We start from the raw sequence: 23390 nt of genomic DNA, 5'->3' as shown, positions 1-23390 counted from the left end.
TCCAAGGTTCCTTGGTTTCGTATTGTATCGCGCCGACCCCTGTTTCAGGCAAATCGTTTCGGTGGATTCAACCAGTAAACGTGTTCGATCAGGAAGGTTCGTCGTCGGTGCCCAGGTAGCGTCCGCCGTCGATCCGATAACAGCCACCCGTTGCAAAATCAGTGCCTTCAAGCAAATAGAGCACCAGATGGTTGGCGTCTTCGGCCGAACCAAGCCGGGCCAGGGGGGTGGCCCGAAGAATCTCTTGCCGTTGCTCGTTGGTCATCTCCGGCCAGGGAACGATCGTCCCCGGCTGAATCAGGTTGACCGCGACGTGGGGGGCGAGTTCCTTGGCCATTGCCAGGGTCATGGTCGTCAGGCCACCTTTGGCGACGATGTATGGCAGATCGCCGCCCCGGGGGCGATCGGTTCCCCAGTCGCCGAAGCAGATGATCTTCCCCTTCAGGCCCGAGGCGTCGGCGATCGGTTCCTGGGCCAGCATGGCCTTACCGGCAGCGACGGCCGAGTGATACGGCGCGCTGAGGTTCGCGGCGATCATCCGGTCGTAATGCTCGGGCGTCAGGTCCGCAAATGGGGTCCGTTCGTAGATGCTGGCCATGTTGACCAGCGCGTCGATCCGTCCGAACCGCTCGACGACCAGGCGGACGGCACGCTCGGCCTGGTCGGGATCGGCCAGGTCGGCCGCGATGGCGAGGGTGTCGGCCGCTCCTCGGGCTCGGCAGTCGTCGAGGGTTTGCTCGATGGTGTCGCGGCTGGTCCGGAAGGTCATGGCCAGCTTCGCGCCACGGTCGGCGAGCAACCGGGCGAGCGAGGCACCGACGCGGCGGCCTCCGGTGATCAGGATCGAGGCTCCGGCAAGCTTCACAGACCTCTCCAGGGGACGTCGGCCACACCGGCCTCGGCATTGGCCGATCGGGCGAGGACGAACAGATAGTCGCTCAGGCGGTTCAAATAGATCACGAGGTTCGACGGGACGTGCTGCCCCTCGGCATGGCTCAGGGCAACGGTCACGCGCTCGGCTCTCCGGCAGATGGTACGGGCCAGATGCAATTGCGAGGCCGTGGGGGAGCCACCCGGAAGAATGAAGTGCTGCAACGTTGGCAAACTCGACTCGACGTGATCGATCTCGTGCTCGATGCGCTGCGTGAAGGCTCGCGGGACGCTGTTGTGGAACGGACCTTCGGGGGCGGGGTCGGCCAGGGCGGCACCGACGGTGAACAGCTCTTCCTGAATCTGGGAAAGCTTGCGGTCGAGATCCAGGCTGATGGCGGTGGTTGATCGGGCGACGCCAAGGATGGCGTTCAGCTCGTCGACGGTGCCGTACGCCTCGATCCGAAGGTCGTCCTTGCCGACTCGGCCGGGACCGAGCAGGCCGGTGGTACCATCATCTCCGGTTTTCGTGTAAATCTTGGGCACGAATTCACTTGCTCCGATGCGGCGGCCCGAGAACGCGGCAAGACAGCGAAGCGGCGGGCGGATTGGCGAAGGCGGGTCACAGCCCCTATACTAGTCGCGAGGCGGGGGGTCGAAAAGGGACCCTCCGGCACCGAATCACCCCGGAGGCCCTCATCGATGACGCTCCCGATCGCCCTGACCGCGGCCCTCCTGGCCCCGATCTTCGCCCTCGATCCGACGCCGCAAGAGCAGCGCCCTTCGTCCTCCTCGGGCCGCTCGTACGGCGGCCCCGGCGGTCCTCCGGGGGCCGAGGAGATGACCCCCGAGCAGGTCGCCGCCAACGAGTCACGCCACCTGAAGAACATCCGCCAGGTGACCTACGGCTTCGCCAAGGCCGGCGAAGGCTACTATAGCCCCGATGGCAACGCCATCATCTTCCAGGCCGCCGAGTATCCGGAGCCCTCGACCCTTCAGCCCCCGCCGCCCGACTGGGACGCCTACCAGATCTACACCGTCCCCCTGACCCCCGGCGCAACGCCGAAGCTGGTCAGCACGGGCAAGGGGAAATGCACCTGTGCCTATTTCCACCCAGACGGTCAGTCGATCCTCTTTGCCTCCTCCCACCTCGACCCGGCCCTGGCCGACGGCTCGGCCGAAGGGGAACGCGAGGCCGCCCCGGCCTACAGCCGATCGGAACGCTATGCCTGGGACTTCGACCCCCACATGGACATCTTCCGCGCCGAGCCGGACGGCTCGAACCTTGTCCGCCTGACCGACGCCCCAGGCTACGACGCCGAAGGGAGCTACTCGCCCGACGGCTCGCAGATCGTTTTCACCAGCTTCCGTGACGGCGACGCCGACATCTACGTGATGGACGCCGACGGCTCGAACGTCCGACAGATCACGGACGCCCCCGGCTACGACGGCGGCCCCTTCTTCTCGCCGTGCGGCAAGTACCTGATCTACCGCAGCGATCGTGCGGAGAACGACCTGCTTCAACTGTTCATCAACACCGTCGACGGCCAGAACGAGCGGCAACTGACCGACAACGAGCACGTCAACTGGGGCCCGTACTTCCACCCGAACGGCCGCTTCATCGCCTACTCGACGAGCAAGCACGGCCACTTCAATTATGAGATCTATTTGATGGATCTCGAAACCGGCGACGAGCAGCGCATCACCTTTGCCCCCGGCTTCGACGGCCTCCCCGTCTTCAGCCCCGACGGCACGAAGCTGATGTGGACCTCCAAGGGCCGCACCGCCGACAACACCAGCCAGCTCTTCATCGCCGACTTCGTGCTTGATTCCGACACCGAGCAGTAAGGGGCGAAACGCCTCGACCCCAACTTCCTCCAACCCTTTCGGAGCACCTGCCCTCGATGAACGCCAAGGACGCGATTCGCAATACCATCGACATGAGCGCGATGATTGTTGACAGCTATCTCAAGGATCTCAGCGATGCCGACCTGCTGGTTCGGCCGGTTGAGGGAATGAACCACATGGCCTGGCAGATTGGCCACCTGATCGGTTCCGAGCGGCACTTTGTCGAGCTGATCAAGCCCGGCACTAGCCCGGCCCTGCCCGCCGACTTTCTCGAAGGTCACGGCCGCGACAAGTTCACCGAAGACGACCCGGCGAAATTCTACTCGGTCGCCAAATATCAAGAACTCTGGGGAGCCCAGCGTCAGGCGACCTTGGCCTTGCTCGACAGCTTCTCGGATGCCGATCTCGACCGCACCGACGCCGAGAAATTTCCCCCGTTTGCCCCGACCGTCGGCGCCCTCATGAACATGGTCGGCGCGCACCCGTTGATGCACGCCGGGCAGTTCGTCGCGGTCCGCCGGAAGCTCGGCAAGCCCGTGTCCATCTGAGTTGAGAAAAGCCAGGGCAGGGGAGGGATGAGTGATTCTCGATCTGAATGGCGAGGATCACTCACGCTCCGACGGTTCGCCGGATCGCCTGGGCACATAAAGAAAGAGCCCGGCCGAAACACCGGCGAAGGTGTAATTCCGCCGGGCAGCCTCGGCCAGCTCGGGAGGAAGGCCAAACCCGTAGGTGTCGTACGGGTCGGTCTCGTCATACAGATCCTTGGTCGTGATAATGTAATTGTATTCACGCGATTCGAGCCGTTCTCGGATCGCGGCTGGCTCGATCTTGCCCGTCTCGACGAGGATGCGAAAGAGCCACGGATCGACGAACGCGGCGCGATCGCCTTGATGAGCGGCCACCATGCCGCTTTCGGTCAGCAAACGGATGTCCGGGTCCTCGGCCAGTTCGAAAATCTGTCGGAACTGTGCCAGCACGGGGCGACCGACGGTTGAAAAATACCCGTGGATCGACTGGGCCGATTGGTACTGGGCGTACGAGTGGTCGAGACTCGGAAGCAGGCTTGCCCCCAGGCCGACCAGTCCGACGATCGACAGAACGGCGGTCCCCGGTCGAATCGGCCCTGGGTTCCGGACCAACGACACGGCCCATCCCCAGACCGCCCCGCCCGCCATCGCCGCGACGAGACGCAGACCAAGAAAATAATTCAGATCCGAGCCGCTTTTCATTGCCAGAACGATCGCCCCGGTCAGCACCACCCCGGCCAGCACTGCCAGCGATCGTTCCGGCAACCCACGAGGGACGGTCCACAAAACCACCCCGACCAGAGCGAGGATCGGTAATTCCGGCCCGAGCTGCCAGAGTCGGGAGAGGGTCCGTTGCCAGTCGGTGAGCAAAATCGGCGTCTCGGCCGCGCCGAACAGCTCGCGGGCGAACAGGGGCTCGACCGTCAGCGTGACCGCCGCAATGATCGCCAGGGTGACGGCTCCCGCAGTGGCTGCCAGGGTCAACCCCCAACGCATCCGACCAGTTCCCATCGCCGCCAGGACGGCGGCAATCAGGTACAGCCCCATCGTCTGCTTGGTGAAGATGGCCGCGACCAGCAAAAAGGCCCCCAGCGCGTACCGCCACCGCGACGCTCGACCGACTGCCAGCAGAAACCCGGCAATGCCGAGCGTATCAGCCATCAGATCCGCTCGCACCATGACGCCGAATCCGTACAGAGGGGCCGCGCCGAGCGTGAGTAAACCGGCGAAGATGCCGGCCCCTTTGCCGCCCCGGCTTCCCGAGGCTACCCCGACGATCAGGCTCGCCAGCAGGGCCGAGCCGAGGCTGATGAGCCTGCCGATTCGATACAAGCCGTCCAGGTCGCTGTCGAGCAATCGGCCGATTCCGCCGACCAGCAAGAAGTAAAGCGGTCCGAACACGTTCATGACGTGAGGGTCGTTGTGCCACTCGGGATACATGACCCGGTCGTGCTGGACACGCCAGGCCAGGTGAACCATCTGGGCTTCGAGGTGGTACACGTCGAGCGGATTGCCCACGGTGAACCAGGCATTGCCGAGAAAGAGCCCCGCCCTGACCAGGGCGATCAGGAACACACCAATCAGCAAGAGTCGAATCACGATGCGCATGGGGAGTCAGCCCGGCTCCATCCCGGAAATCAAGAAGGAGAGTCAGCGCGGCTCAAGAGCCGGAAGAACCCGGGGCAACAACGCCTCGATCCGAGGCAAGGCCGGGTCCATGCCCGACAATCGCATCGCCCGGACGTGCGCGCCGAGCAACCGCCAATCGTCGGGCGTGTCGATATCGTACCACGGCGGCAAGACCGCCAGCGAGCGCCCCGATCCTCTGAGCCGATCAAGCGTTTGCCCGAACACGCGTGATGACCCCCACTCGACCCCTTCAAACACGGACGGCACCGGCACCCGGCAGCCGATCAGGTAGTAGCCGCCGTCGGTCGAGGGACCGATGACCACATCTTTCTGATCGAGACAAAGAAATGCGCTCACCACAATCGACGGATCGAGCGTCGGGCTGTCCGATCCGATCACCACCACGCGAGAGGCCCCGTCGGCAAACTCTCCCTCGAAGAACGATTGCAGGCGAGCGCCGAGATCGCCGTGAGCCTGGGCCTGCATTGCCAGGCCGGCCGGTACGATCGAATCGAACCACGGGCCGGCGTCATCCGGGGCGAAGACGAAGACCCGCCGTCCTCCGGGAGCGAGAAAACGATTCGACCCCCAGGTGTCGAGCGTATCGAGCAGCATGGCCTCGTGCGCCTCGGCGGCAAAGTCGTTGCCGAACTCGGCCGCCAACCGCGTCTTGACCTTCCCTGGTTCCGGCTTCTTCCCGAAGATCCCCAGCACCGCCCCGTCTGGCATCGGCCACGCCACGTGATCACCTCGTGATGCTTTTGTCTCGGTGTTTGGTTGCTTCGGCCCGGAGCAGGCGATCGAGCAGGCTCGGCTCGACCTTCCCCCGGAACCGGACCTTTCCATCAATCGCCACCACGGGAACGAGCGTTCCGTACGCTTCGACCAGTTTCGGGTCGGTGTCGATGTCGATTTCCTCAACGAAAAAATCATGCTCCCGGCGTCTGGGTTCGATGACGGCTTTTGCACTCTCGCAGCAGGAGCAATCGGCCCTCGTGTAGATCGTCACGCGAAGGTGATCCGCCCGAGCCGGACGAACGAGTTCCTTGATCCGGTCGAACAGGTGCGACATGGGTTCGAGCGCCTCCGGTCTCTTCATACCAGGGGAACGAATCGGAGCGATCACTCCTCGGTCTTCGGATCGGGGAGTTCGAGGGCCAGGATCGGAGGATTAACCACCGGGGGCTTGGGTCGCCAGGCGGGACGAGTGGGGCCGGCCGATGCGGCTTGGGAGGCCGGAAACCGGGGGTCGTCGGGGGAAACGCCGAAGGCATTGTCATGGAAGTCCTGCCAGTCTTCCTGGCTCCGATTGAAGCGAATGATCCGATCGGCGATCTCGTGAATGACGTTGCCTTCCACGAGCAGATCGCGCGTTCCCTCGTCGAAAAAGATGCCGTTGTTTTCCGCTCGTCCGGCGTAGCGCGACCGGTGAATGTCGTGAATGTGGTTGCCAACCAGGGCCGTGCCGGGCTGTCGGCCCAGCGTGTAGATGCCGCCGCCATCGGCGAGTAATCGCATGGCATGCTGAATCTGGTTGGCCTCAATCCGGTTGTCGCGCACCGACGACGGCTCGTCATCCCAGCACCAACCGACCGAAACGGTGGAGTAGAGCCCATCGGCAATCCGGTTGTGTCGCACGAGCGTTTCGGCCGCAATCCCGACCCAAACACCATGCGCCGAAAAATGGTCACGCCCGAGCCCTTCGATCCAAGACTCCTCCACCACGTTCCCCACCGGCAAGCGAGGGGGTTCGGCGTGGCGGTTGGTGACACCGATCAAGACGCCTCCTCCGCCCAGGTCGTGCATCGTGCAGCCGACGATCGCGTTGTGCGACGACCCCAGGCCCAGCCGGCTCGCATAGCCCCCTGTATGCTCGAAGGCACAGTGCCGCCAACGATTCCGGCGCGCCCCGGTGGCCTCGATGGCCGCGGGCAAGCTGGTCATTCCCTGGCCGTCGGTGTAGCCCTCGGCCGGCAGCTCGAACCCGGTGAACGCAAAGACCAGGCCCTCGAACTCAAGATGCTCGACAAACGACCCGGAGTCGGGATCGCCGTCAAGAATTATCAAATGTTCGAGCTTCGGGACGACGAGGTGAACTGTGGCCTCGTTGGGATCGGCCGATCGTTCCGCTTCGGTCGGGGTATAGCGGAGTCGCCGGGTATGAGGGTCGAACACGAACTCGCCCGGCGTCCCGAAGTCTTCCGCCACGTTTTCGATGACATACGGGTTGCGTCCCCCTTCCCACCAGTGGCCGATTCGGTAGCGCGGATAACCCGTAAAGGTAATCACGTTCCGATCCAGGTCGAGCGCATCCACCCGCAGTCGAGATGCACTCCAGTCATGCAGCGCCAGCACCTCGACCTCGGGTTCCAGGACCCAGGGGCCGAGATCCCCTTCGTGAAACACGAAATCCTTCTGGCTCCGGATGTGCGCCTGGTTGGCTCCTGGCTTGATGGGAGAGTCGGTCAGGCCGGCGATCACGAACGCTCCCCGAGTTGGCCGGAAGCGTCGCACGAAGGATCGGCCACCGTCGATCGAACAATAGAGATGACGAACGGATCGGATGGAATCCGGGACGGTCGTTTCCCAGGCATCTCCCGAGACGGACCAGTTTTTCAGGCGAACGCCACCGCTGATGATCGGCGCATCGAGCGGATTGACTCCGGGACTCGCCTCGAACCGGATCGGCGATTCCTCGGTGCCCGAGTCGCCTGGGTCCAGCCGAAGCGGCGTTGCCATCGCATAAAACCCCGGCTGCACCTGGACCCGAACAGGACCGGGCAAGCGGCCGTCATGTTCGGCTCGCAGTTGGCGGATCGCGTCTCGAGCACCGGTGAGGGAGGCCAGGGGGCCGTTGGACCCGTCCTCAGTCGGGGTCGAGACTCGGCCCGACCACGTATCGCGGCCTTCGGGAGCGACGTGCAGCAGAATCTCGTCGGCGTGGCAGACCGCAAACCCACTCGCCGGACCAAGGGCCAGGAGCAGGGCGTGGAGCAAGAATCGACACATTTCAATCACCGTGGTTCTGTCACGTCGGTCGATCGGCGCATTGTGTTTGGACTCGATTTCGCAGTCTAGGCCCGAGCCGTCACGCGTCGCAAGGCCCGGCCTCGGGATGGTCGAGGCACTTGCGGATCTCGACCAGGTTATCAAAAAAGGTCGCGCCGCCTCCCATGTCGGCCAGAGCCGACGAGGTCGTGGCGTTGACTCCCGATCCGCTGGGTGAATGCTTCGCCCAGTAAATTCCCAGGCTCGCGGCCGTGCCGGGGCGGACGGACCCCGTCAGGGCAACTCGGGCGACGAATCGGCCGCGATCGTTGACGACCTCGGCCCAGTCTCCAGCATCGAGGCCCCGCGCTGCGGCATCCTCGGCGGCCAACTCGATCGTCGGCTCTCCGGCGGCACGGAGGTGCGAGGCCGAGTTGGCGAACGTCGAATTGAGAAACTGCGGGCGAGGCGGGCTGACCAGTTGAATTGGATAGCGAGCCGCCAGCCCGGGCTTCGTCTGCGGGTCTTCGTGCGGAGGGATGTAGGAGGGCAGGGGGTCGAAGCCGTCGGCCTTCATCCGCTCCGAGTACAGCTCGCACTTGCCCGAAGGGGTTGGGAAGCGGCCGTCGGCAAACGGGCGATAATCCTCGGGAATGTTCAAGCGAACCGATCCTTCCGCTTTCAACCGCTCCAGCGTGATCCCGGCCAGCGCGGGGCCGCCATCGATCGCCTGCCGCATCAAGGTGTTGTCGTCGGGGAAGAGGGCGGGATCGAACCCGAGCCGACCGGCAAGGGCTCGGAAGACGTCGGCGTTCGATCGGCACTCACCCCGAGGTGGGATCGCCCGAGGGTTGTGCATCAGAAAATGATGGCCGTACGACGTGTGAATGTCTTCGTGTTCGAGTTGCGAGGTGGCCGGAAGCACGACATCGGCGTAATCGACCGTGTCGGTCGGAAACAGTTCGTGAACCACCGTGAACAGATCGTCGCGGCGCAGGCCCTCAATCACCTTCTTCTGATCGGGGGCCACGGCCGCCGGATTGCAGTTGTACACATAAAGGGCCTTGACCGGAGGGCCGGGAAGCTCTCCCGTGAGTGCCTCGGCCAGTTGGTTCATGTTCACCGATCGGGTTCCGGCCGGTGAGAGGTCGGGCCGGGTGAGCGCAAACGAGTTGAGCCCGTACGTCCCGCTCGTCGAGAGCAAGGCCCCGCCTCCTCGGTGCCGCCAGGCGCCGACGATCGCGGGCAGGCAGGTGATGGTTCGCACGGCCATCCCGCCGCCACCGTGGCGTTGGAGCCCGTAGTTGACGCGGATCAGGCTGGGATGCTCGGTCGCATAACGCCGGGCAAGGGTTTCGATCTGAGCGACGGGAACTCCCGTGATGGTCGCAACCCGATCGGGGGGGTACTCGGTCAACACGCGGTCGCGGAGTTGTTCGGCTCCCACGGTGCCGCGATCCAGGTAATCCTGATCGTGCAGGTGTTCGCGCCAGATGACGTGCATCAGACCGAGCGCCAGGGCCGCGTCGGTGCCGGGGCGGGGCTGGAGGTGCCAGTCTGATCGGCGGGCGGTGGGGCTGGCGTAGGGGTCGATGGTGACGATCGTCGCATTCTGGCGCTTGCGAGCCTCGATCATCAGGCTCCAGAGGTGGCTGTTCGTGTTCGCCGTGTTCGATCCCCAGTTGAGAATCAAGCGGCACTCGAGAACGGCCAGGGGGTCGGCTCCCAGTCGGCCGGTTCCCATCGTGTACTCGTAACCGACCCCACCGGCCGAGGCACAGATCGTCCGGTCGAGCGTCGAGGCGCCGAGCAGGTGAAAGAAGCGGCGGTCGAGGCTCTCGGCCTGCAACTTCCCCATCGTGCCGTAATAGCTGTAGGGCAGGATGGCCTGCGGCCCGTCGGCCGAGTCGGCAACGGCTCGGAAGCGATCGGCGATCAGATCGAGCGCCTCGTCCCATCCGATGCGCTCGAACCTCCCCTGGCCAGGGCCCTTGGGGCCGACCCGCCGCATTGGGTATTCCAGCCGATCGGGGCTGGAGACACGATCGAGATATCGGGCCATCTTCTGGCAGAGAAACCCGCGCGTGAAGGGGTGGTCGCGGTCGCCTCGCAGGTCGATGGCAACCCCGTCACGGACGGTGACAACCATGCTGCACGTGTCGGGACAGTCGAGCGGACAGACGTTCTTGACAACGGTTTCGACAGGGTTGGACACGGCAGATGGTGCTCCGTAAAGAACGCTCGGCCACCGAAACGGGGTGGGATTCTCTCGATTCTAGAACGGTTGCCTCGTCGAGCGGTAGGGGCCGCCACGCAGACCGTTCTCCCGACAGGGGATGAGCCGCGCATCACGATGGCTTGCGTGTCGATCGCCGCCGGTTCACAATAAGGGCATGAGCGAGATCCCCTGGCGAATCGCCATTGAGCGCGCCCTGACGATCCATCGCGGAGCCCCTCCCTCGCGATGGCTTCAACTGGCGACCGTCACGTCCGACGGCTGGCCGAGCGTCCGGACCGTCGTTTTCCGAGGATTCCTCGGGGCCGGTCCTGTCCTCCGCTTCACGTCCGATCTGCGCAGCGCGAAGGTTGGGCAGATTGCCGAGAATGCTCGGGCCGAGGCCTGCTGGATGTTCGCCGAGACTCGCGAGCAGTTCCGCCTCGCCGGCCATCTGCGCGTCATTGGCCCCGACGAGACCGACTCGCAATGGCTCGCCGAGCGGGCCGACGTCTGGACGGCCTTGCCGCCGGCGACCCGAATCAGCTTGCTCTGGCCCGAACCGGGTGTCCCTCGGGCCGACCTCCATCGGTTCCGCGTCGGCACACCCGACCCCCGAGATCCGCCCCCGTCGTTCGCCCTGTTGCTGCTCGAACCGGAGCGGGTCGATCATCTCGATCTCCGGAGCGATCCGCACAGCCGGACCCAGTACCAGCGGCTCGGAACCGAGGAGCCGATCGAGTGGGCCTCGCTGGCTGTGAATCCGTGACCCGTCCGGTGACTTGACGCTCAAGAAGGAGACGATCGTGATGCCCATCGATCTCGTGGCCGTGGCGTCGCTGGCCCTTGCCCTTGCCCTTGCTCCCAACCAGGATGACGAGCCGAAACCGAAGCCCGACACCTCGCTGGCCTCGGCTCCCATCGAGGCCCCCGAGGCGGTCGAAGGGGGCAAGACAATCGGCGGGCTGTACCGATCCGGACCGATTTACCTGGCTGCTCAGCCCGACCCGGAAACCCTCTCCCGCCTTGCCAAGGACGGGGTGACGGTGGTCATCAACCTGCGGCCCCCCGAGGAAATAGAGTCGGTCCCCTTCGACGAGCCGGCCCTGGTCAAGTCGCTCGGAGTCGATTATGTGACCATTCCGATCGGTCGAGGCCCCTACGCCCCCCGGCTTGAAGCGGTCGAGCAGTTAAGAGAGACGCTCGCCGCGCACGAAGGCAAGGCCCTGATCCACTGCTCGGCGGCGATCCGGGCCTCGCGGCTCTGGGCGGCGCATCTGGTCAAGGACCGGGGCCTTTCGCGTGAACAGGTCGATGCCTTCACCCAGATCACCACGGGAGGACCGGCTCGGGTCGAACAGTTTCTCGGCGACGAGCCGGAAAATCCCTGATCCTGTCGTGCCGGATCAGGCGCCCCCCCGTTCCAGGACCATGCGCAGATACGATCGCGTCTCCACCTGATCGGACCCGAGGCCGAGCTGCCGGGCCAGTTCGAGCACGACCCGCTGGGCCTCGGCCAGATCGGCCGGGCCGTTGGCGATCGCCTCAACCTCGGCGTACGCCCCCAGTCCCTCGACCGAGTCGATGCCGACCTGAACCCATCGGCCTTCGAACTGAAGGTCATAGGCCAGCCGACGCTTGCGCACCGTTGCCACGGGGCGGAAGCCAAGGTTGACGAACAGCCGTTCCATCTTGAGCAAGGCGTCCGGGCCGGGCTCGAAGGTCAGTTCCACTTCCTCTCGGGTCTTGGTCGGGCCGGCGAGCTTCGGCCCCTTGTAGGTCACGCGGTTCTCGCCTCCGTCCCGACGCAGCCGCATGGCCTCGTCGGTTTCCCGGAAATCACGAGCCGGGTGCGACATGTAAATGTCTTCCTGCTCGACTTCCTCACGAGGCACCGCGCCGAGATCGCCCAACCGCTGCAACAAGTCGTCGTGATTGGCGTCCCGAAACTTCATCTCCACTTCAAACGGGCTCATTCCAACGCACTCCGACTCGTGGATTGAAGGTCTGCCAAACCCCATTTCGCCTCAACAGCGGCAGCCTATCCGCCCCCATGCCAGGCGGTCAACCGACACCCGCTCCGAGACGCTCCGACACGTCCTTGCCCATCGCCACCCACGCCCCGGCCCCGAATCGACGTTTCCGAGAAAAAACTCACCCGCCAATCAGGCTCGACATTTGTCAGAGCGGCGCGTAAGATGACCATACACCTCTGACATCTGTCTCAGTTTGGCCCCGGTTCTCATTGGGGCCGACGCGGGGCACTCGAACGAACCGATCGGACCGTCGTCCCGTCTTCCGAACCGATCGAGGTAGAGTGATGAATCACGAAGCGCTTCCCCCGACCGGGCCGTCCCTTCCGACGCGCCGAGGGCTCGACCCGACCGGCCTGATGCGGTGGGTCTACACGAGCAACCCGTTCTATGTCATCAGCGCCGGCCTGGTCTTTCTGGGCTTGCGGGCCTCGTTCGATGCACGCGGCCCGGCGGTGGAGACGGGAGCCTTGATGCTCGGTCTGACCGCCTACACGCTCTTGCTGGCCGGAACGGCGGTGGTCCTGGTGCGGCGGGGGAAGGTCTGGGACGACGTGCGGACCGTCCTCTTGCTGGTCGTCCTGATGTTCCTGGCCATCTCGGTCGCGTTTGACGAGACGCTGGCCGGCGATCCGGCGATGGGACGCGGGCTGTATCTCGTCGGTCTCGGGTTCGCCCTGCTCGTGAGCGAGGGGGTTCTCCGCGGCCTGGGTCTGGAGCTTCGCACCGGGTTCCGGCTGCCGTATCAAGCGTTTCTGGCGCTCTTTTTCCTGTATCCGATCGGCCTGGCGCCGCTCGTCGATCGCCCCGACGACCCGGCCTTGATGTGGGCTTTGTTCGGGTTTGCTCCCGTGGCGGGCCTGCTCAGCCTGACCTTGCTCCCGGCGATCCGGCGCGGGCCGTCGTACGCCGAGAAGAACGGCAGCCCGTGGCGATGGCCCCTGTTCCCCTGGGTCCTGTTCGGATTGCTCGGCGGAGCGGCCTGCGCGCGGTCGTACTGGCTGTGCGTCTCCTTTCATTTTGTGATGAAGGATCAAATGATCTTTGGTCCGTATTTCCTCGTCCCCTTGCTCCTGCCGGGGGCCTTCTTGCTGTTCGAGCTGGGCCGATCGGCACGCGATCACCGAGCCGGGCGGGTGGCGACGACCGTGGCCCTGCTCGCTCCGATCGGCCTGCTCGGACTGGCGATGATCGGTCACGACCGGCCCGATCCGGTCTACCAATCCTTTCTCTCCCACTTCCGCATGGTCCTGGGGGCGACTCCGGCCTTCCTGACGATCGTGCTGGCCCTGCCGCTCTATGCCTGGGCCGTTCATCGTCGGGTGCCGGGTGGGCTCGATGGGCTTTGCCTGGCCCTGGCCGCCCTGGCCGTGGTGCGGCCGACGACGCTCGACCTCGACGGCCTTGCGTTTGCGAACCCCTGGCCTTTACTGATGGCGGCGATCGTCCAGGGCGTTCCGGCGATCCGACGGCGCAACGAAGGCCGGGGACTGCTCGCCTGTGCCTTCCTGATCGCAAGCCTCACGGCGGCGCTGCCCGACTCGGCGGGAGAAACCATTCCCTGGATCGTCGTCGCGCACCTGGCGCTCATCGTGGCGCTGGGGTTCGGATTGAGGGAGGGCGCGCTGGGCGAGTTCCTGCGAGAACTGACGGTTGGCCTCTTTCCGATCTTCGGGCTTTGCTGGATGGCTGGAGCGTTTGCCGAGCTGTTCATCCGGCTTGGACCGATGGCCGATGCCGCCTATTTGCCCACGATGGCGGCGCTGGCGGTGGTTTATGCCAGGATAGGGGGCGGCCGGGCGTTCCTCGTTTCGGCGGGGTTGTTGATCGGGGCCTGGGGCTTGGTCTACGGATCGCGGTCGTACCTGGCGCTGCGTCGCTTGGTACCGGGGATCGACCAGATCGCCCTCGGCTTGCTCTCGTTCGTGGTCGCGGCGTTGATCAGCCTGGCCAAGGCCGGGGTATCGCTCTGGCCTCGCTCCGCGACCCGAGCGCCGGGGCCGCCGACCGGGCTCGACGGATCATGACCGGCTCCTCCCGTTCGTCATCCCCATTCGACCCGGTCGCGTCCCAGGCGTTTTGCCCGGTAGAGGGCCGCGTCGACCCGAGCGAGCAGGTGGTCGAGCGATTCGTTGGGATCGGCCTCGGCCACCCCAAAACTGGCCGTGAGTCGCAACGCGTCCGGGTCGGCAATCCGGATCTTGGCAACGCTTTTGCGAAGCCGCTCCGCGATCTGGAGCGCGTGCGAGACGTCGAGATTGGGCAGGATGATGAGGAACTCCTCGCCGCCGATCCGGGCGACGATGTCGCTGCCTCGACTTTTCGCTTCCAGGCACGATTCGAAGGCCTTCAGCGCCTCGTCTCCGACGGCGTGGCCAAAGGTGTCGTTCACCAGCTTGAAATGGTCGATGTCGGCCATGATCAGTGAGAACGGCATGCCCGATTCGCGCTGAAGCGTCATCTGCCGGTCGAGAATCTCCAGAGCCTGACGGCGGTTGATCGCGCCGGTCAAGGGGTCTTTCTCCGCCAGTTCTCGCATCTGGCGATAGGCCAATTCGAGCGCGACGACCGGACTGGCGTCTCGGAAAATCTCGACCGCCCCCACGCTTTTCCCGTTGTCGTCGTAGATCGGCATCACCGAGACATCCACGGGAACGCGGTGTCCTTTGCGGTGCTTCAGGAACACGCGAGCGGAGATCGGTTCGTCCTCTCGCATCGACTTGAGCAACGGGCAGCCGCGTTTGCAGAGCAAGGTCCCCTGGCAGTCCGTATGACAGAGGATGTTGTCCTGGCACGCTCGTCCGACCACCTCGCTGCTTGAGTAGCCGCTCAGCCGTTCGGCCGCATGGTTCCAGTATCGGATAATCCGGTTCCGATCGACAAAGTAGACCCCATCGTACAGGTGATCGAGCAGCCGCTCGAAGAACTGCGACCCCAACGGCCGAACGTCCTCACTTGCGGAGATCACTTCCCCTATCTCCTCGACCGGCATGGTAGGACCACTCCTTGACGGTGCCGAACCGAGCCCACACCCTCCCCCGTTTTGCTACGAAACTTTAGGTTACAAATTCTCGGCTGACAACTTGCATGATCGAGTGGATTTGTCTTCGGTTTGGCCTCGAACCATGCTCGTGCGGCCTCATGCCACGGTCGTCCGACCCGCACCGGCGTACCCTCCCTCAAGACGAAGGAGCGTTGGACCGGGTCACCCCTCGAACGACACGTCCAGGCGCATTAGAATCCATCTCAAGTCGATCATTGCGATCGCTGCGACACCGGGTCGTTTCGCCTGACCAGGATCAATCAAGCGAGCGGGAACGCCCCGCCCGTGGAGGAGCAAATAACCGATGCGACACCTTGTCGGTCTGACGGCCCTCGGCGTCAGTCTTGCCCTGCTGGGTTGCGGCGTCTCTGGTGATCCCGAGCCCTCCGGCGCCCCGGCAGACGCGACCGGGCTCGCGCCGGCCCCCGATCCGGCCCCGTCCGGAAGCTCGTCGTCGGCGCTCAACGAACCGACCGGTGAGGGCGAGGAAGTTCTCACCGCCTCGGGCCTTGCCTATCAGACGATCCAAGCCGGCGACGGTCCTCAGGCGAAGCCAGGCGATCGCGTTGTGCTTCACTACGTCGCGACCATCGAAGGGGGCGAGGCGATCGACAGCAGCCGCGACCGCGGCACCCCCTGGACCCACACCATCGGCGACGCGCGCGCCGTCCAGGGCTTCAACGAGGGGATTGCCGGCATGAAGGTCGGCGAACTCCGCCGCCTGGTCGTTCCGGCCAATCTCGCCTATGGAGCGCTCGGCACCTTCGGCGAATACGCTCCCGGCAAGGAACATAACCTCGACGGCGCGATGCAGGCCGAAGAACTTCCCTCGATCCCCCCGAACTCGACCATCATCTACGAGGTCGAACTGCTCGAACTCGCCTCCGAGCCGGCGGATGCTCCCGAGTATGCCAACACGGAGGCCGACGCTCCGGAGCCCGCCGCCGAGGACACCACGACGGAAGCCCTCCCCGATTGACACGCGATCAATCAATCAACCCCGATCGGATCGGCCTGAGCCGGTTCCCCCTCGCGCAGAAGCCAGGCGGAACCGGCCTGAAGCCCGTCGTGCCGATCGGTCTGCCCGCTCGGCCAGCGGACCTCGACCTGATCGGCGATCGCGGCGGTTCCCAGGCCGACCACCAGGGGCGCGTCATTCTGAGACAGGTAACTCCCTCCTCCCACAACCGAAAGGTGCTGTGAGCGGTCGCCGGCCGTCACGATCACCGTCGCACCGATGGCCGAGCGGTTGCTCCGCGTGCCTTCGAGCCGAAGGCGGAGGAACCGCGACGACTCCGCGCTGTCGTTCCGGAGCACGCTGGCCGGCGCGTTCTGTAGAACGACGATCAGATCGGGGTCGCCGTCGCCGTCGAGATCGCCGCTGGCCACTCCGCGAGCATCCCGATTTTGGGAGAACCAGGACTCCGGACCCCATCGCATCGGCTCGAATCGCGTGGCGTCGGGCTCGCGACGAAACAGTAACGTGGGCTGAGGCCGGGGCGTGCCCGGAAGGTGGTGCATCAGGTGACCATTGGCGATGAGGACCTCAGGCACCCCGTCACCGTCGCCATCGACCAGCACGGTCCCCCAGCCGACCAGGGGTCGGCTCGCCGCGCCAAGGCCCGAGGCAAGGCCGACCGGAACAAACTGCATCGCCCCGTCGTTCCGGTAGAATTCGTTGATCTCCCCTTCATAGTTCGTCACGAAGAGGTCCAGGTCGCCATCGCCGTCCAGATCGCCTGCGGCCACTCCCATGCTGCCGGTCGCCACGCCCTCGGCGCTGAGGGCCGCCCCGGAGAGCTGGCCGATTTCCTCGAAGGTGCCGTCCCTCCGGTTCCGGTAGAGGAGATTCGGCGTCGTGTCGTTGGCAACGTACACGTCGATCCAGCGATCACCGTCGAGATCGGCCGCCACCACGCCGAGACCCTTTCCTCCATCATCCAGACCGACCTCCCGGCCGATTTCCTCGAAGGTGCCGTCCCCCCGGTTCCGGTAGAGCAGGTCGCGCAGGGGGTCGAACACCGAAGGCGAGCAGAGATCGACCGCCCCCGACGAGTGATAGCGGCACGGTGGGTTGTGCTCGGGAGACCAGTCGACATATCGGGCCACGTACAGGTCGAGCAGGCCGTCGCCATCGGCGTCGAGCCAGGCGGCCGAGGTCGCCCAGCCCGGCTCGGTCAGGCCGGCGGCCTCGGTCACATCAACGAACGTGCCGCCCGTGTTGCGATACAGGGTAACCCCCTGGTAGGCGGTCACGAGCAGATCGGGGAATCCATCATTGTCGAAATCTCCCACTGCGCAGCCGTGCGAATAACGCGAGGCGTCGTCGAGCCCGGCGTCCTCGGTCACATCCGCAAAGCGCCAGTCCCCGAGATTGCGGTAGAGGCGGCCCGGCAACCCTTCGACCGTCAAATCCTCTGCCGAGGGCACAATTCGCCCCCCTCCCGGGAAAAACAGGTCGGGCCGACCATCGCGGTCGAAATCGAAGACGGCGACCCCGCCGCCGAGCGATTCCAGAATCGCCAGCGCTCCGGTTTCCTCGCCATTGCGATAGACCGCGTCAATCCCCGTGTCGGATACCTCCGAGAAGGCCAGGCCGGGCGATTGCGATACCGATTCCTCGGGCAAGCGTTCGGCAACGACTTCTGAAGCGGCCTGCTCGACGACCTCCGGCTCAGGACTGCCCCGCAACCCATACGCCAACGCTGCGGCCATCAGGGCCCCCGATCCCCCAACCCCCAGACCGACCCCGACCCAACGAGGAACCCCTCGATCGCTCATCGACGTGTTCAACTCCTCAAGACCACGATCAAGGCAGACGCTCAGGGGACTGGCGAAAACCGTGCCCGCTCTCGTTCGACGGTCATCCGATCGGCATGGTGGCGGGCATCCTCGAGCCGTCCCAGCCGGGCCAGAACGATCGACAGTTGGTAATGAATGCGCCAGTCGTCCGGAGCCTCGGCCACGGCCCGATCGAGCAGATCGGCGGCCTGATCGAGTGCTCCGTGTTCGAGCGCCAGCTCGGCTCGCAGGCGAAGGGCGTCGGCATTCTTCGGCGATCTTCCGAGCAGATCATCCAGAACGTCGGCCGCCTCCTCGCCCCGACCGAGAGCTCGAAGACACTCGGCGCGGGCCACCTCGATTCGGTCGTTCCCTTCGCCTTCGGCCTTTCGGCAGCGTTCCAGATGTTCGAGACTTGCGGCCGGATCGCCCGACAGATAGAGCGCCTCGGCCAGCCAGAGACGAGCCTGCTGATCCTCCGGATTCGTTTCCAGGGCCGACCGCAGCGTCTCGACCGCCATTGCGTAGCGGTCGGTCCCCAGCAAGATCCTCCCGCGCTGCTTCGGCCACTCGGGATTCTCCGGCTCCAGGCGTTCGAGCTCCTGATAACGCCGATCGGCCTCGGCTGGCCCGCGCAGCGGTTCAGACAGCTCGGCCAGGTGGGCGAGGGTCGGCGGATGATTCGGCTGTCGGGCATCGAGCGCCGCGAACGCCTCGAACGCGCGGTTCAGGTCGCCGAGGCTCAGCGCCGTCTCTCCCAGCAAGTGGAGCCACTCCGGCTCGACCCGATCAGCGAGCCGAGCGTCGAGCAATCGCACGGCCGATTCCGGGTTTCCCCGCGCGATCTGCGCGCGAGCGACGATCACCACGGCTCTGGGGTCGTCCGACGTTTTCCAGGGGCCGAGCCGCTCGATGGCCTGCTCGGGCTCTCCCCTGTTCAACGCGCGCTCGGCCGACCAAACACGGTACGGCCGAGATCGGCTGATCCCCCATCCTCCCACACCCACAACGGCGATCGCCGCCAGCCCGACCATCGCCAGCGATCGGACGAGCGAACGTCTCGACCGGCTCGGGGGTGAGGAACCACCCCCGAGGGTCGTCGAAGCCTGCCGAGTCAACGGAAACGCTCCGATCGGGAGGAAATCAATCCAGGGATCAACAACGCCTTAGAACTGGTCGGCGCTGATGACCTCGCCGCCGCTCATGCTGCCCAGGGCTTGCCAGATGGGCAGAGCGATCGTGTTCTTGGTAAACCGAACCGATCCATCGCCGTAAAGCGTGTTCACGCCTCCTGGGTGGCGGCTTCGGCTGGCCATGTACAGGTCGTTCCAGCCGCCGCCGACGACGCAGGGCTCGTTGTTGCCCGGTCGGCTCACGCACCAGGCGGGCATGAAGTCGGGGATCGTCGTGTTCGGCGGAGTTCGGGTCATGAAGTTGCAGTCGGTGTCGTTCCACCACTCGGAACGCATGTCCCGAAGCTCGGAAGCCTGGAGCAGTTCGGAGACGAGAATCGTGTTGCTCGTGCCGTCTCGGAAATCGCGCATCCCGGCCACCCGGTTGACCGTGAACGGAGCGCGAAGGTAGCGAAGGCCGGTGGTCGCCGGGTCGCCCACGTTGAGCTGCCCCAGGTTCGTGTTCCCCCAGTTCGGGCCGTAGTTGTACTTCGGCCGCCAGTCGGCGAGGAAGACCTCCGGGGTATCCGAGGGGCAATTGTAGGTGGCAACTCGTGTTGCCACAATGCTCATGTTCGCATTCGACCCTTGCCAGGCTGGCCCGGCAATGCCCACCTCGAAGTTCAGGGCGTTGCCCAGGTTCCCCGCCTCCAGGTACCGGAGGATATGGAACGACCACGGGGTCCGCAGGCTGGGCATGTTCGGCCAGCCCGGGGCATTGATGATCGTGCCCATCGGGAACGAGCCGAGCGAGTCGTGATAGTTATGAAGGGCGATGCCGATCTGCTTCAGATTGTTGACGCACTGCGCCCGTCGCGCCGCCTCTCGGGCCGATTGCACGGCCGGAAGCAACAAGGCGATCAAGACGCCGATGATCGCGATGACCACCAGCAACTCGATCAGCGTAAATGCGTCACGATGACGACGATGGTGCATGGAAAAACACTCCTCTGGCTCGGACGGTGAGACAGAAACCAGCGCCGCCCCGAAAGGGACGGCCCAGGAACACAACCGATCCCGTCAAGGAATCTCAACGTCGTACTGGAAATTGCGCTGCGATGGGATCGTGACCGTCAGCGTGCTGCTTGTGTTGTACTGTTCGGGAATGACGTTTTCTCGGACCATGAGCGCCTCGGGAGCAATGCCCAGCTCGCTGGGATCACGCCCAAACATCACCCCGCCCAGCTCCTCGGCCGTTTGCTCGCGGACCTCTTGATACGCCGTCACCTCAACCCGGTACGATCCCGGTGGTGGCCCACCGTTGCGGGCAATCGCGTACTTGCCGTCCACAATCGGCGCCCCGGCCGATCGTCCTTCCCCAGACGCCTCGTTGGAAAGGAACTGGATCATCCCGTCCTCGACCGGCTGACCCTGAAACGTCACCATTCCCGAAACGCCCACGCCATCGCCACCACCACACCCGGCCAGGGCCATCACCATCAGGAGTCCGATCAACGATCGTATGTTGTGCATCTGTTTTGACTCGTTCCAGCAGGGCCGAACCGTCGGCGTGCCGTTCGGCGTCGACACGGTCCAGGTTCCGCAAACGGGCCACGCTCCCGCTGTTCCCAACCGCTTCACGTCATTGAATCACTGCGTGAATCACACGATTGTCCGTGTGATTCATCAAGACGCTTACGTCTTCACGACCTGCGAGTCAGCGTCGGTGAGGTGCAAACGAATGTCAAGCAATTTTTCGGAAGAAAGTCAGATCGACTGTGGTTGCGTGGATGTGCGTTTGAAAGAAAGGTTTCCCGACATGCTTGCGCATTCCATCAGCTATCCGAGCCACTCGGGGGCGTGCCTTGCGTCGTCGGGAACGTGTTCGGAGAGAAGGTCGCGCAGGTCGAGCCGCATCAGCTCGGCCAGGCGTTTGCTCGGCGTGCGCTCGATCTCCTGAACGAGCTTCAGCGCCAGCACATGCCACTCGGTCGCCGCGTGAGGGCAGGTGAAGACATCGCGCCGCCGCTTCGATCCCGCGAGCGACTCGGCGAACCCGGCCGTGGTGGGCACGTCTCGCCTGGCATCGCAGATCGTGCCGCAGACCCGGCATCGGACCTCGTCCAGGGTGCCGGGATCGGCGTAAATAATGTCGTAGCCTTTGTGATGCATGGCCTTCTCGTTTCCAGACAAGCATTGTCAAAACGAGCCGGCCCCGCGAGGCTCGCCAGGGCCGACCGTTCAGGACCGGAACGCGTCGGGGGGCGAGGGAGTCGAGGCCGCCGGACGATCCGGCCGGAAGTCGGCCACATCGAGCGACGGCGTTCGGCCCAGAATCAAGTCGGCCACCACCTCGGCCGAGGCCGGAGAAAGCTGCAAGCCCGCGCGGCGGTGTCCGGTGGCGATCAGCAGGTTGCCCACCTCCGGAGCCCAACCGAGAATCGGCCTCGTGTCCATGCTCCCTGGCCGCAGCCCGGCCCAGGTGGTTTCCACCGAGGCCTCGGCCAGCACCGGGCAAAGCCGGATCGCCAGGTCGATCAGGTCGCGCGCTACCGAGGCCGTCGGCTTCGTCTCAAAGCCCGCGTCCTCCTCGGTCGCCCCCACCAGCACCCGACCGTCGTCTCGGGGCACCAGATAGCGGTCTTCCAGCTCGACAATCCGCTGCAAGATCGGGCGATGACTGTTCAGCAGAACGATCTGCCCCTTGATCGGCGGGGTCGGCACGCGCACGCCCAGCGGGCCGAGCAGCCCTTCGGTCCAGGGACCAGCCGAGACGACCGCCGTTCCGCAACGGATCGGCCCCCCGGGCGTCTGCACCGCCTCCACCTTCCCCCTCGACATTGCAAACCCGGTGCAGGGGACCCCCGGACGCAGCCGACCCCCGAGCCGTTCGCAGGCGGTCGCCAGCGCCTGCAGATGTCTCGGGTTACGCACCTGGGCCCGATCGGGCACGAAGTACGCCACCCGAAGCTCGGGGCTGAGGCTCGGCTCGACCCGGGCAAAGTCCCCCGGCTCCAGACGTTCGAAGGCGATCCCCTCCGATCGCCAGCGCCCCGCGGCGGCCTTCAGGTCGTTTTCTTGCTTGGCGTCGAGCGCCACATCGACGGCCCCGCAGCGCCGGTAGCCGTTGTCGATGCCGGTCAGCTCGCGGAGCCGTTCCGACCAGTTGGGGTACAGCTCGGCGCTTCGGGTTCGCAGACGGGCCATCGGCAACGGGTGCGGTTTGTCCGAGCCGGGGGCGATGATCCCCGCTCCGGCCCAGCTCGCCTCTCGACCCAGCTCCCGGCGGTCGAGCACGACCGGGCGCAGCCCCTCGGTGGCCAGCACATAGGCGATCGACAGCCCCACCACTCCGCCGCCGACGACGACAACATCCGCAGTCTCATGCTCCGGCATCGGTCCTCCTTCGAGGCTTGCGATCATAGCAGATCGGGCCTCCCCGCGCCGATCGACCGCAGCTCGTCTCCGTCGGGGGCCGTCGCAATCCTTTCGTTCTCTCATGAACACCCTGAACCGGGCCGAACCAAAAAGAACCGCGCGTTTTTCGGGGAGCCGACTCTTGCCAACGACCGACCAGCCGACGATAGTGCATCCTGCGCGGTTCTCCGCCCGAAGCATTGCGGACCGCGCGTGTCGGCATCATCCGCGACACGTTCTCGATCCCAGGGAGGTCCCCCTCGATGCCACCAGAAGACCACAAGGCACCGGCCGAATTACCACGACCGGGCCACAGCCGCCGCGACTTCTTGCGCGGCTCGAGCCTGGCCGCCGCCGGCGCCGTGATGGCCACCTCGGCCGAGACGGCGATGCACGAGGCCCGCGCCGACGTCTCCGAAACCGACGGCGTGGCGATCTATTCCGGCACCTGCCCGATCGAGCTGAAGGTCAATGGCGAGGCGATGAGCGTCACCATCGAGCCCCGCTCGACCCTGCTGGACACGCTCCGCAATCGCCTCGGCGTCACCGGCCCGAAGCGCGTCTGCGACCGGGCCAGCTGCGGTGCCTGCACCGTCATTCTTGATGGCGACGCCGTGTACTCCTGCACGACCCTGGCCATCTCCTGCGCCGATCACGAGGTCCGCACGCTCGAAAGCTTCGAAACCGACGAGGGAAGCGTTCCCCACGCCTTCCACCAGAACGACGCCCTGATGTGCGGTTACTGCACCCCCGGGTTCGTCACCGCCTGCCAGGCCTGGCTCGAAAAGAACCCCGGCCAGGAGCCGACGCTTGACGACATCAAGCAAGGGCTCGACGGGAACATTTGCCGATGCGGCACCTACATCGGTGTCTTCCAGGCGGCGCTCGACGCCGCCAAGGCGATGAAGAAAGGAGGGGCCTGAG

22 protein-coding genes are annotated in these 23390 nt (G+C 65.2%); 7 read left to right on the top strand and 15 right to left on the bottom strand.

Annotated elements, in window-relative coordinates:
* Nucleotides 1-88: 88 nt before the first annotated feature.
* Together GA615_RS16275 and GA615_RS16270 are read right to left on the bottom strand one after the other, a co-directional pair.
* The gene (locus tag GA615_RS16275) at nt 89-865 is read right to left on the bottom strand and encodes an SDR family NAD(P)-dependent oxidoreductase (protein WP_152052374.1); all 777 of its coding nucleotides are present in this window, start codon (nt 863-865) and stop codon (nt 89-91) included.
* The gene (locus GA615_RS16270) at nt 862-1416 is read right to left on the bottom strand and encodes a cob(I)yrinic acid a,c-diamide adenosyltransferase (RefSeq protein WP_152052373.1); all 555 of its coding nucleotides are present in this window, start codon (nt 1414-1416) and stop codon (nt 862-864) included. The genes GA615_RS16275 and GA615_RS16270 overlap by 4 nt, the downstream gene beginning before the upstream one ends.
* Nucleotides 1417-1572: 156 nt before the next feature.
* Here GA615_RS16270 and GA615_RS16265 point away from each other — a divergent pair, with 156 nt between their 5' ends.
* Together GA615_RS16265 and GA615_RS16260 are read left to right on the top strand one after the other, a co-directional pair.
* Entirely contained in the window at nt 1573-2718 is a 1146-nt protein-coding gene (locus GA615_RS16265; protein WP_235905513.1) for a TolB family protein, read from the top strand.
* Between the two features lie 56 nt (nt 2719-2774).
* Nucleotides 2775-3266, top strand: coding sequence for a DinB family protein (locus GA615_RS16260; protein ID WP_152052372.1), 492 nt, complete (start codon nt 2775-2777; stop codon nt 3264-3266).
* A 57-nt stretch (nt 3267-3323) separates the two neighbouring features.
* Here GA615_RS16260 and GA615_RS16255 read toward each other — a convergent pair whose 3' ends face one another.
* The 5 genes from GA615_RS16255 to GA615_RS16235 all read right to left on the bottom strand — a co-directional run bounded on the left by GA615_RS16255 (nt 3324) and on the right by GA615_RS16235 (nt 10080).
* The gene (locus tag GA615_RS16255; RefSeq protein WP_152052371.1) at nt 3324-4856 is read right to left on the bottom strand and encodes an ArnT family glycosyltransferase; all 1533 of its coding nucleotides are present in this window, start codon (nt 4854-4856) and stop codon (nt 3324-3326) included.
* Nucleotides 4857-4898: 42 nt separating this feature from the next.
* The gene (locus GA615_RS16250) at nt 4899-5618 is read right to left on the bottom strand and encodes a TIGR04282 family arsenosugar biosynthesis glycosyltransferase (RefSeq protein ID WP_161602379.1); all 720 of its coding nucleotides are present in this window, start codon (nt 5616-5618) and stop codon (nt 4899-4901) included.
* Between the two features lie 4 nt (nt 5619-5622).
* Nucleotides 5623-5949: a glutaredoxin family protein gene (locus tag GA615_RS16245; protein ID WP_152052369.1), complete on the bottom strand. Its 327-nt coding sequence runs from the start codon at nt 5947-5949 to the stop codon at nt 5623-5625.
* A gap of 50 nt (nt 5950-5999) precedes the next feature.
* Nucleotides 6000-7886: a right-handed parallel beta-helix repeat-containing protein gene (locus tag GA615_RS16240; RefSeq protein ID WP_152052368.1), complete on the bottom strand. Its 1887-nt coding sequence runs from the start codon at nt 7884-7886 to the stop codon at nt 6000-6002.
* Between the two features lie 79 nt (nt 7887-7965).
* Nucleotides 7966-10080: a molybdopterin-containing oxidoreductase family protein gene (locus tag GA615_RS16235; RefSeq protein WP_235905511.1), complete on the bottom strand. Its 2115-nt coding sequence runs from the start codon at nt 10078-10080 to the stop codon at nt 7966-7968.
* 178 nt (nt 10081-10258) lie between these two features.
* Here GA615_RS16235 and GA615_RS16230 point away from each other — a divergent pair, with 178 nt between their 5' ends.
* On the top strand, nt 10259-10849 hold the full coding sequence (locus GA615_RS16230) for a pyridoxamine 5'-phosphate oxidase family protein (RefSeq protein ID WP_161602378.1): 591 nt from the start codon (nt 10259-10261) through the stop codon (nt 10847-10849).
* A gap of 40 nt (nt 10850-10889) precedes the next feature.
* Nucleotides 10890-11471, top strand: coding sequence for a beta-lactamase hydrolase domain-containing protein (locus GA615_RS16225; protein WP_152052366.1), 582 nt, complete (start codon nt 10890-10892; stop codon nt 11469-11471).
* A 15-nt stretch (nt 11472-11486) separates the two neighbouring features.
* On the opposite strand, the gene cyaB is transcribed toward GA615_RS16225, so the two are convergent.
* Nucleotides 11487-12056, bottom strand: coding sequence for a class IV adenylate cyclase (gene cyaB, locus GA615_RS16220; RefSeq protein WP_152052365.1), 570 nt, complete (start codon nt 12054-12056; stop codon nt 11487-11489).
* A 344-nt stretch (nt 12057-12400) separates the two neighbouring features.
* Here cyaB and GA615_RS16215 point away from each other — a divergent pair, with 344 nt between their 5' ends.
* Entirely contained in the window at nt 12401-14140 is a 1740-nt protein-coding gene (locus tag GA615_RS16215) for a hypothetical protein (RefSeq protein WP_152052364.1), read from the top strand.
* A gap of 17 nt (nt 14141-14157) precedes the next feature.
* Here GA615_RS16215 and GA615_RS16210 read toward each other — a convergent pair whose 3' ends face one another.
* Nucleotides 14158-15081 carry a GGDEF domain-containing protein gene (locus GA615_RS16210; protein ID WP_161602377.1) on the bottom strand — a complete coding sequence of 308 codons (924 nt, stop codon included), beginning with the start codon at nt 15079-15081 and terminating at the stop codon, nt 14158-14160.
* Between the two features lie 379 nt (nt 15082-15460).
* On the opposite strand from GA615_RS16210, the gene GA615_RS16205 reads away from it, so the two are divergent.
* Nucleotides 15461-16135: an FKBP-type peptidyl-prolyl cis-trans isomerase gene (locus tag GA615_RS16205; RefSeq protein ID WP_152052362.1), complete on the top strand. Its 675-nt coding sequence runs from the start codon at nt 15461-15463 to the stop codon at nt 16133-16135.
* 11 nt (nt 16136-16146) lie between these two features.
* On the opposite strand, the gene GA615_RS16200 is transcribed toward GA615_RS16205, so the two are convergent.
* The 6 genes from GA615_RS16200 to thiO all read right to left on the bottom strand — a co-directional run bounded on the left by GA615_RS16200 (nt 16147) and on the right by thiO (nt 22445).
* Complete coding sequence (locus tag GA615_RS16200) at nt 16147-17937, bottom strand: CRTAC1 family protein (RefSeq protein ID WP_152052361.1); 1791 nt, start codon at nt 17935-17937, stop codon at nt 16147-16149.
* Between the two features lie 41 nt (nt 17938-17978).
* Nucleotides 17979-19055, bottom strand: coding sequence for a tetratricopeptide repeat protein (locus tag GA615_RS16195; protein WP_152052360.1), 1077 nt, complete (start codon nt 19053-19055; stop codon nt 17979-17981).
* A 48-nt stretch (nt 19056-19103) separates the two neighbouring features.
* Complete coding sequence (locus GA615_RS16190; RefSeq protein WP_152052359.1) at nt 19104-20045, bottom strand: DUF1559 domain-containing protein; 942 nt, start codon at nt 20043-20045, stop codon at nt 19104-19106.
* Between the two features lie 84 nt (nt 20046-20129).
* Nucleotides 20130-20582, bottom strand: a complete 453-nt coding sequence (locus GA615_RS16185) for a hypothetical protein (RefSeq protein WP_152052358.1) — start codon at nt 20580-20582, stop codon at nt 20130-20132.
* Nucleotides 20583-20888: 306 nt separating this feature from the next.
* Nucleotides 20889-21221: a hypothetical protein gene (locus tag GA615_RS16180; RefSeq protein ID WP_152052357.1), complete on the bottom strand. Its 333-nt coding sequence runs from the start codon at nt 21219-21221 to the stop codon at nt 20889-20891.
* 69 nt (nt 21222-21290) lie between these two features.
* Nucleotides 21291-22445, bottom strand: coding sequence for a glycine oxidase ThiO (gene thiO, locus GA615_RS16175; RefSeq protein WP_235905510.1), 1155 nt, complete (start codon nt 22443-22445; stop codon nt 21291-21293).
* Nucleotides 22446-22729: 284 nt separating this feature from the next.
* Here thiO and GA615_RS16170 point away from each other — a divergent pair, with 284 nt between their 5' ends.
* Complete coding sequence (locus GA615_RS16170; RefSeq protein ID WP_152052355.1) at nt 22730-23389, top strand: (2Fe-2S)-binding protein; 660 nt, start codon at nt 22730-22732, stop codon at nt 23387-23389.
* The last annotated feature ends 1 nt before the right edge of the window (nt 23390 follow it).

The organism is Tautonia marina (assembly GCF_009177065.1).
GTDB lineage: Bacteria > Planctomycetota > Planctomycetia > Isosphaerales > Isosphaeraceae > Tautonia > Tautonia marina.
This window is presented reverse-complemented; position numbering and strand designations above follow the sequence as displayed.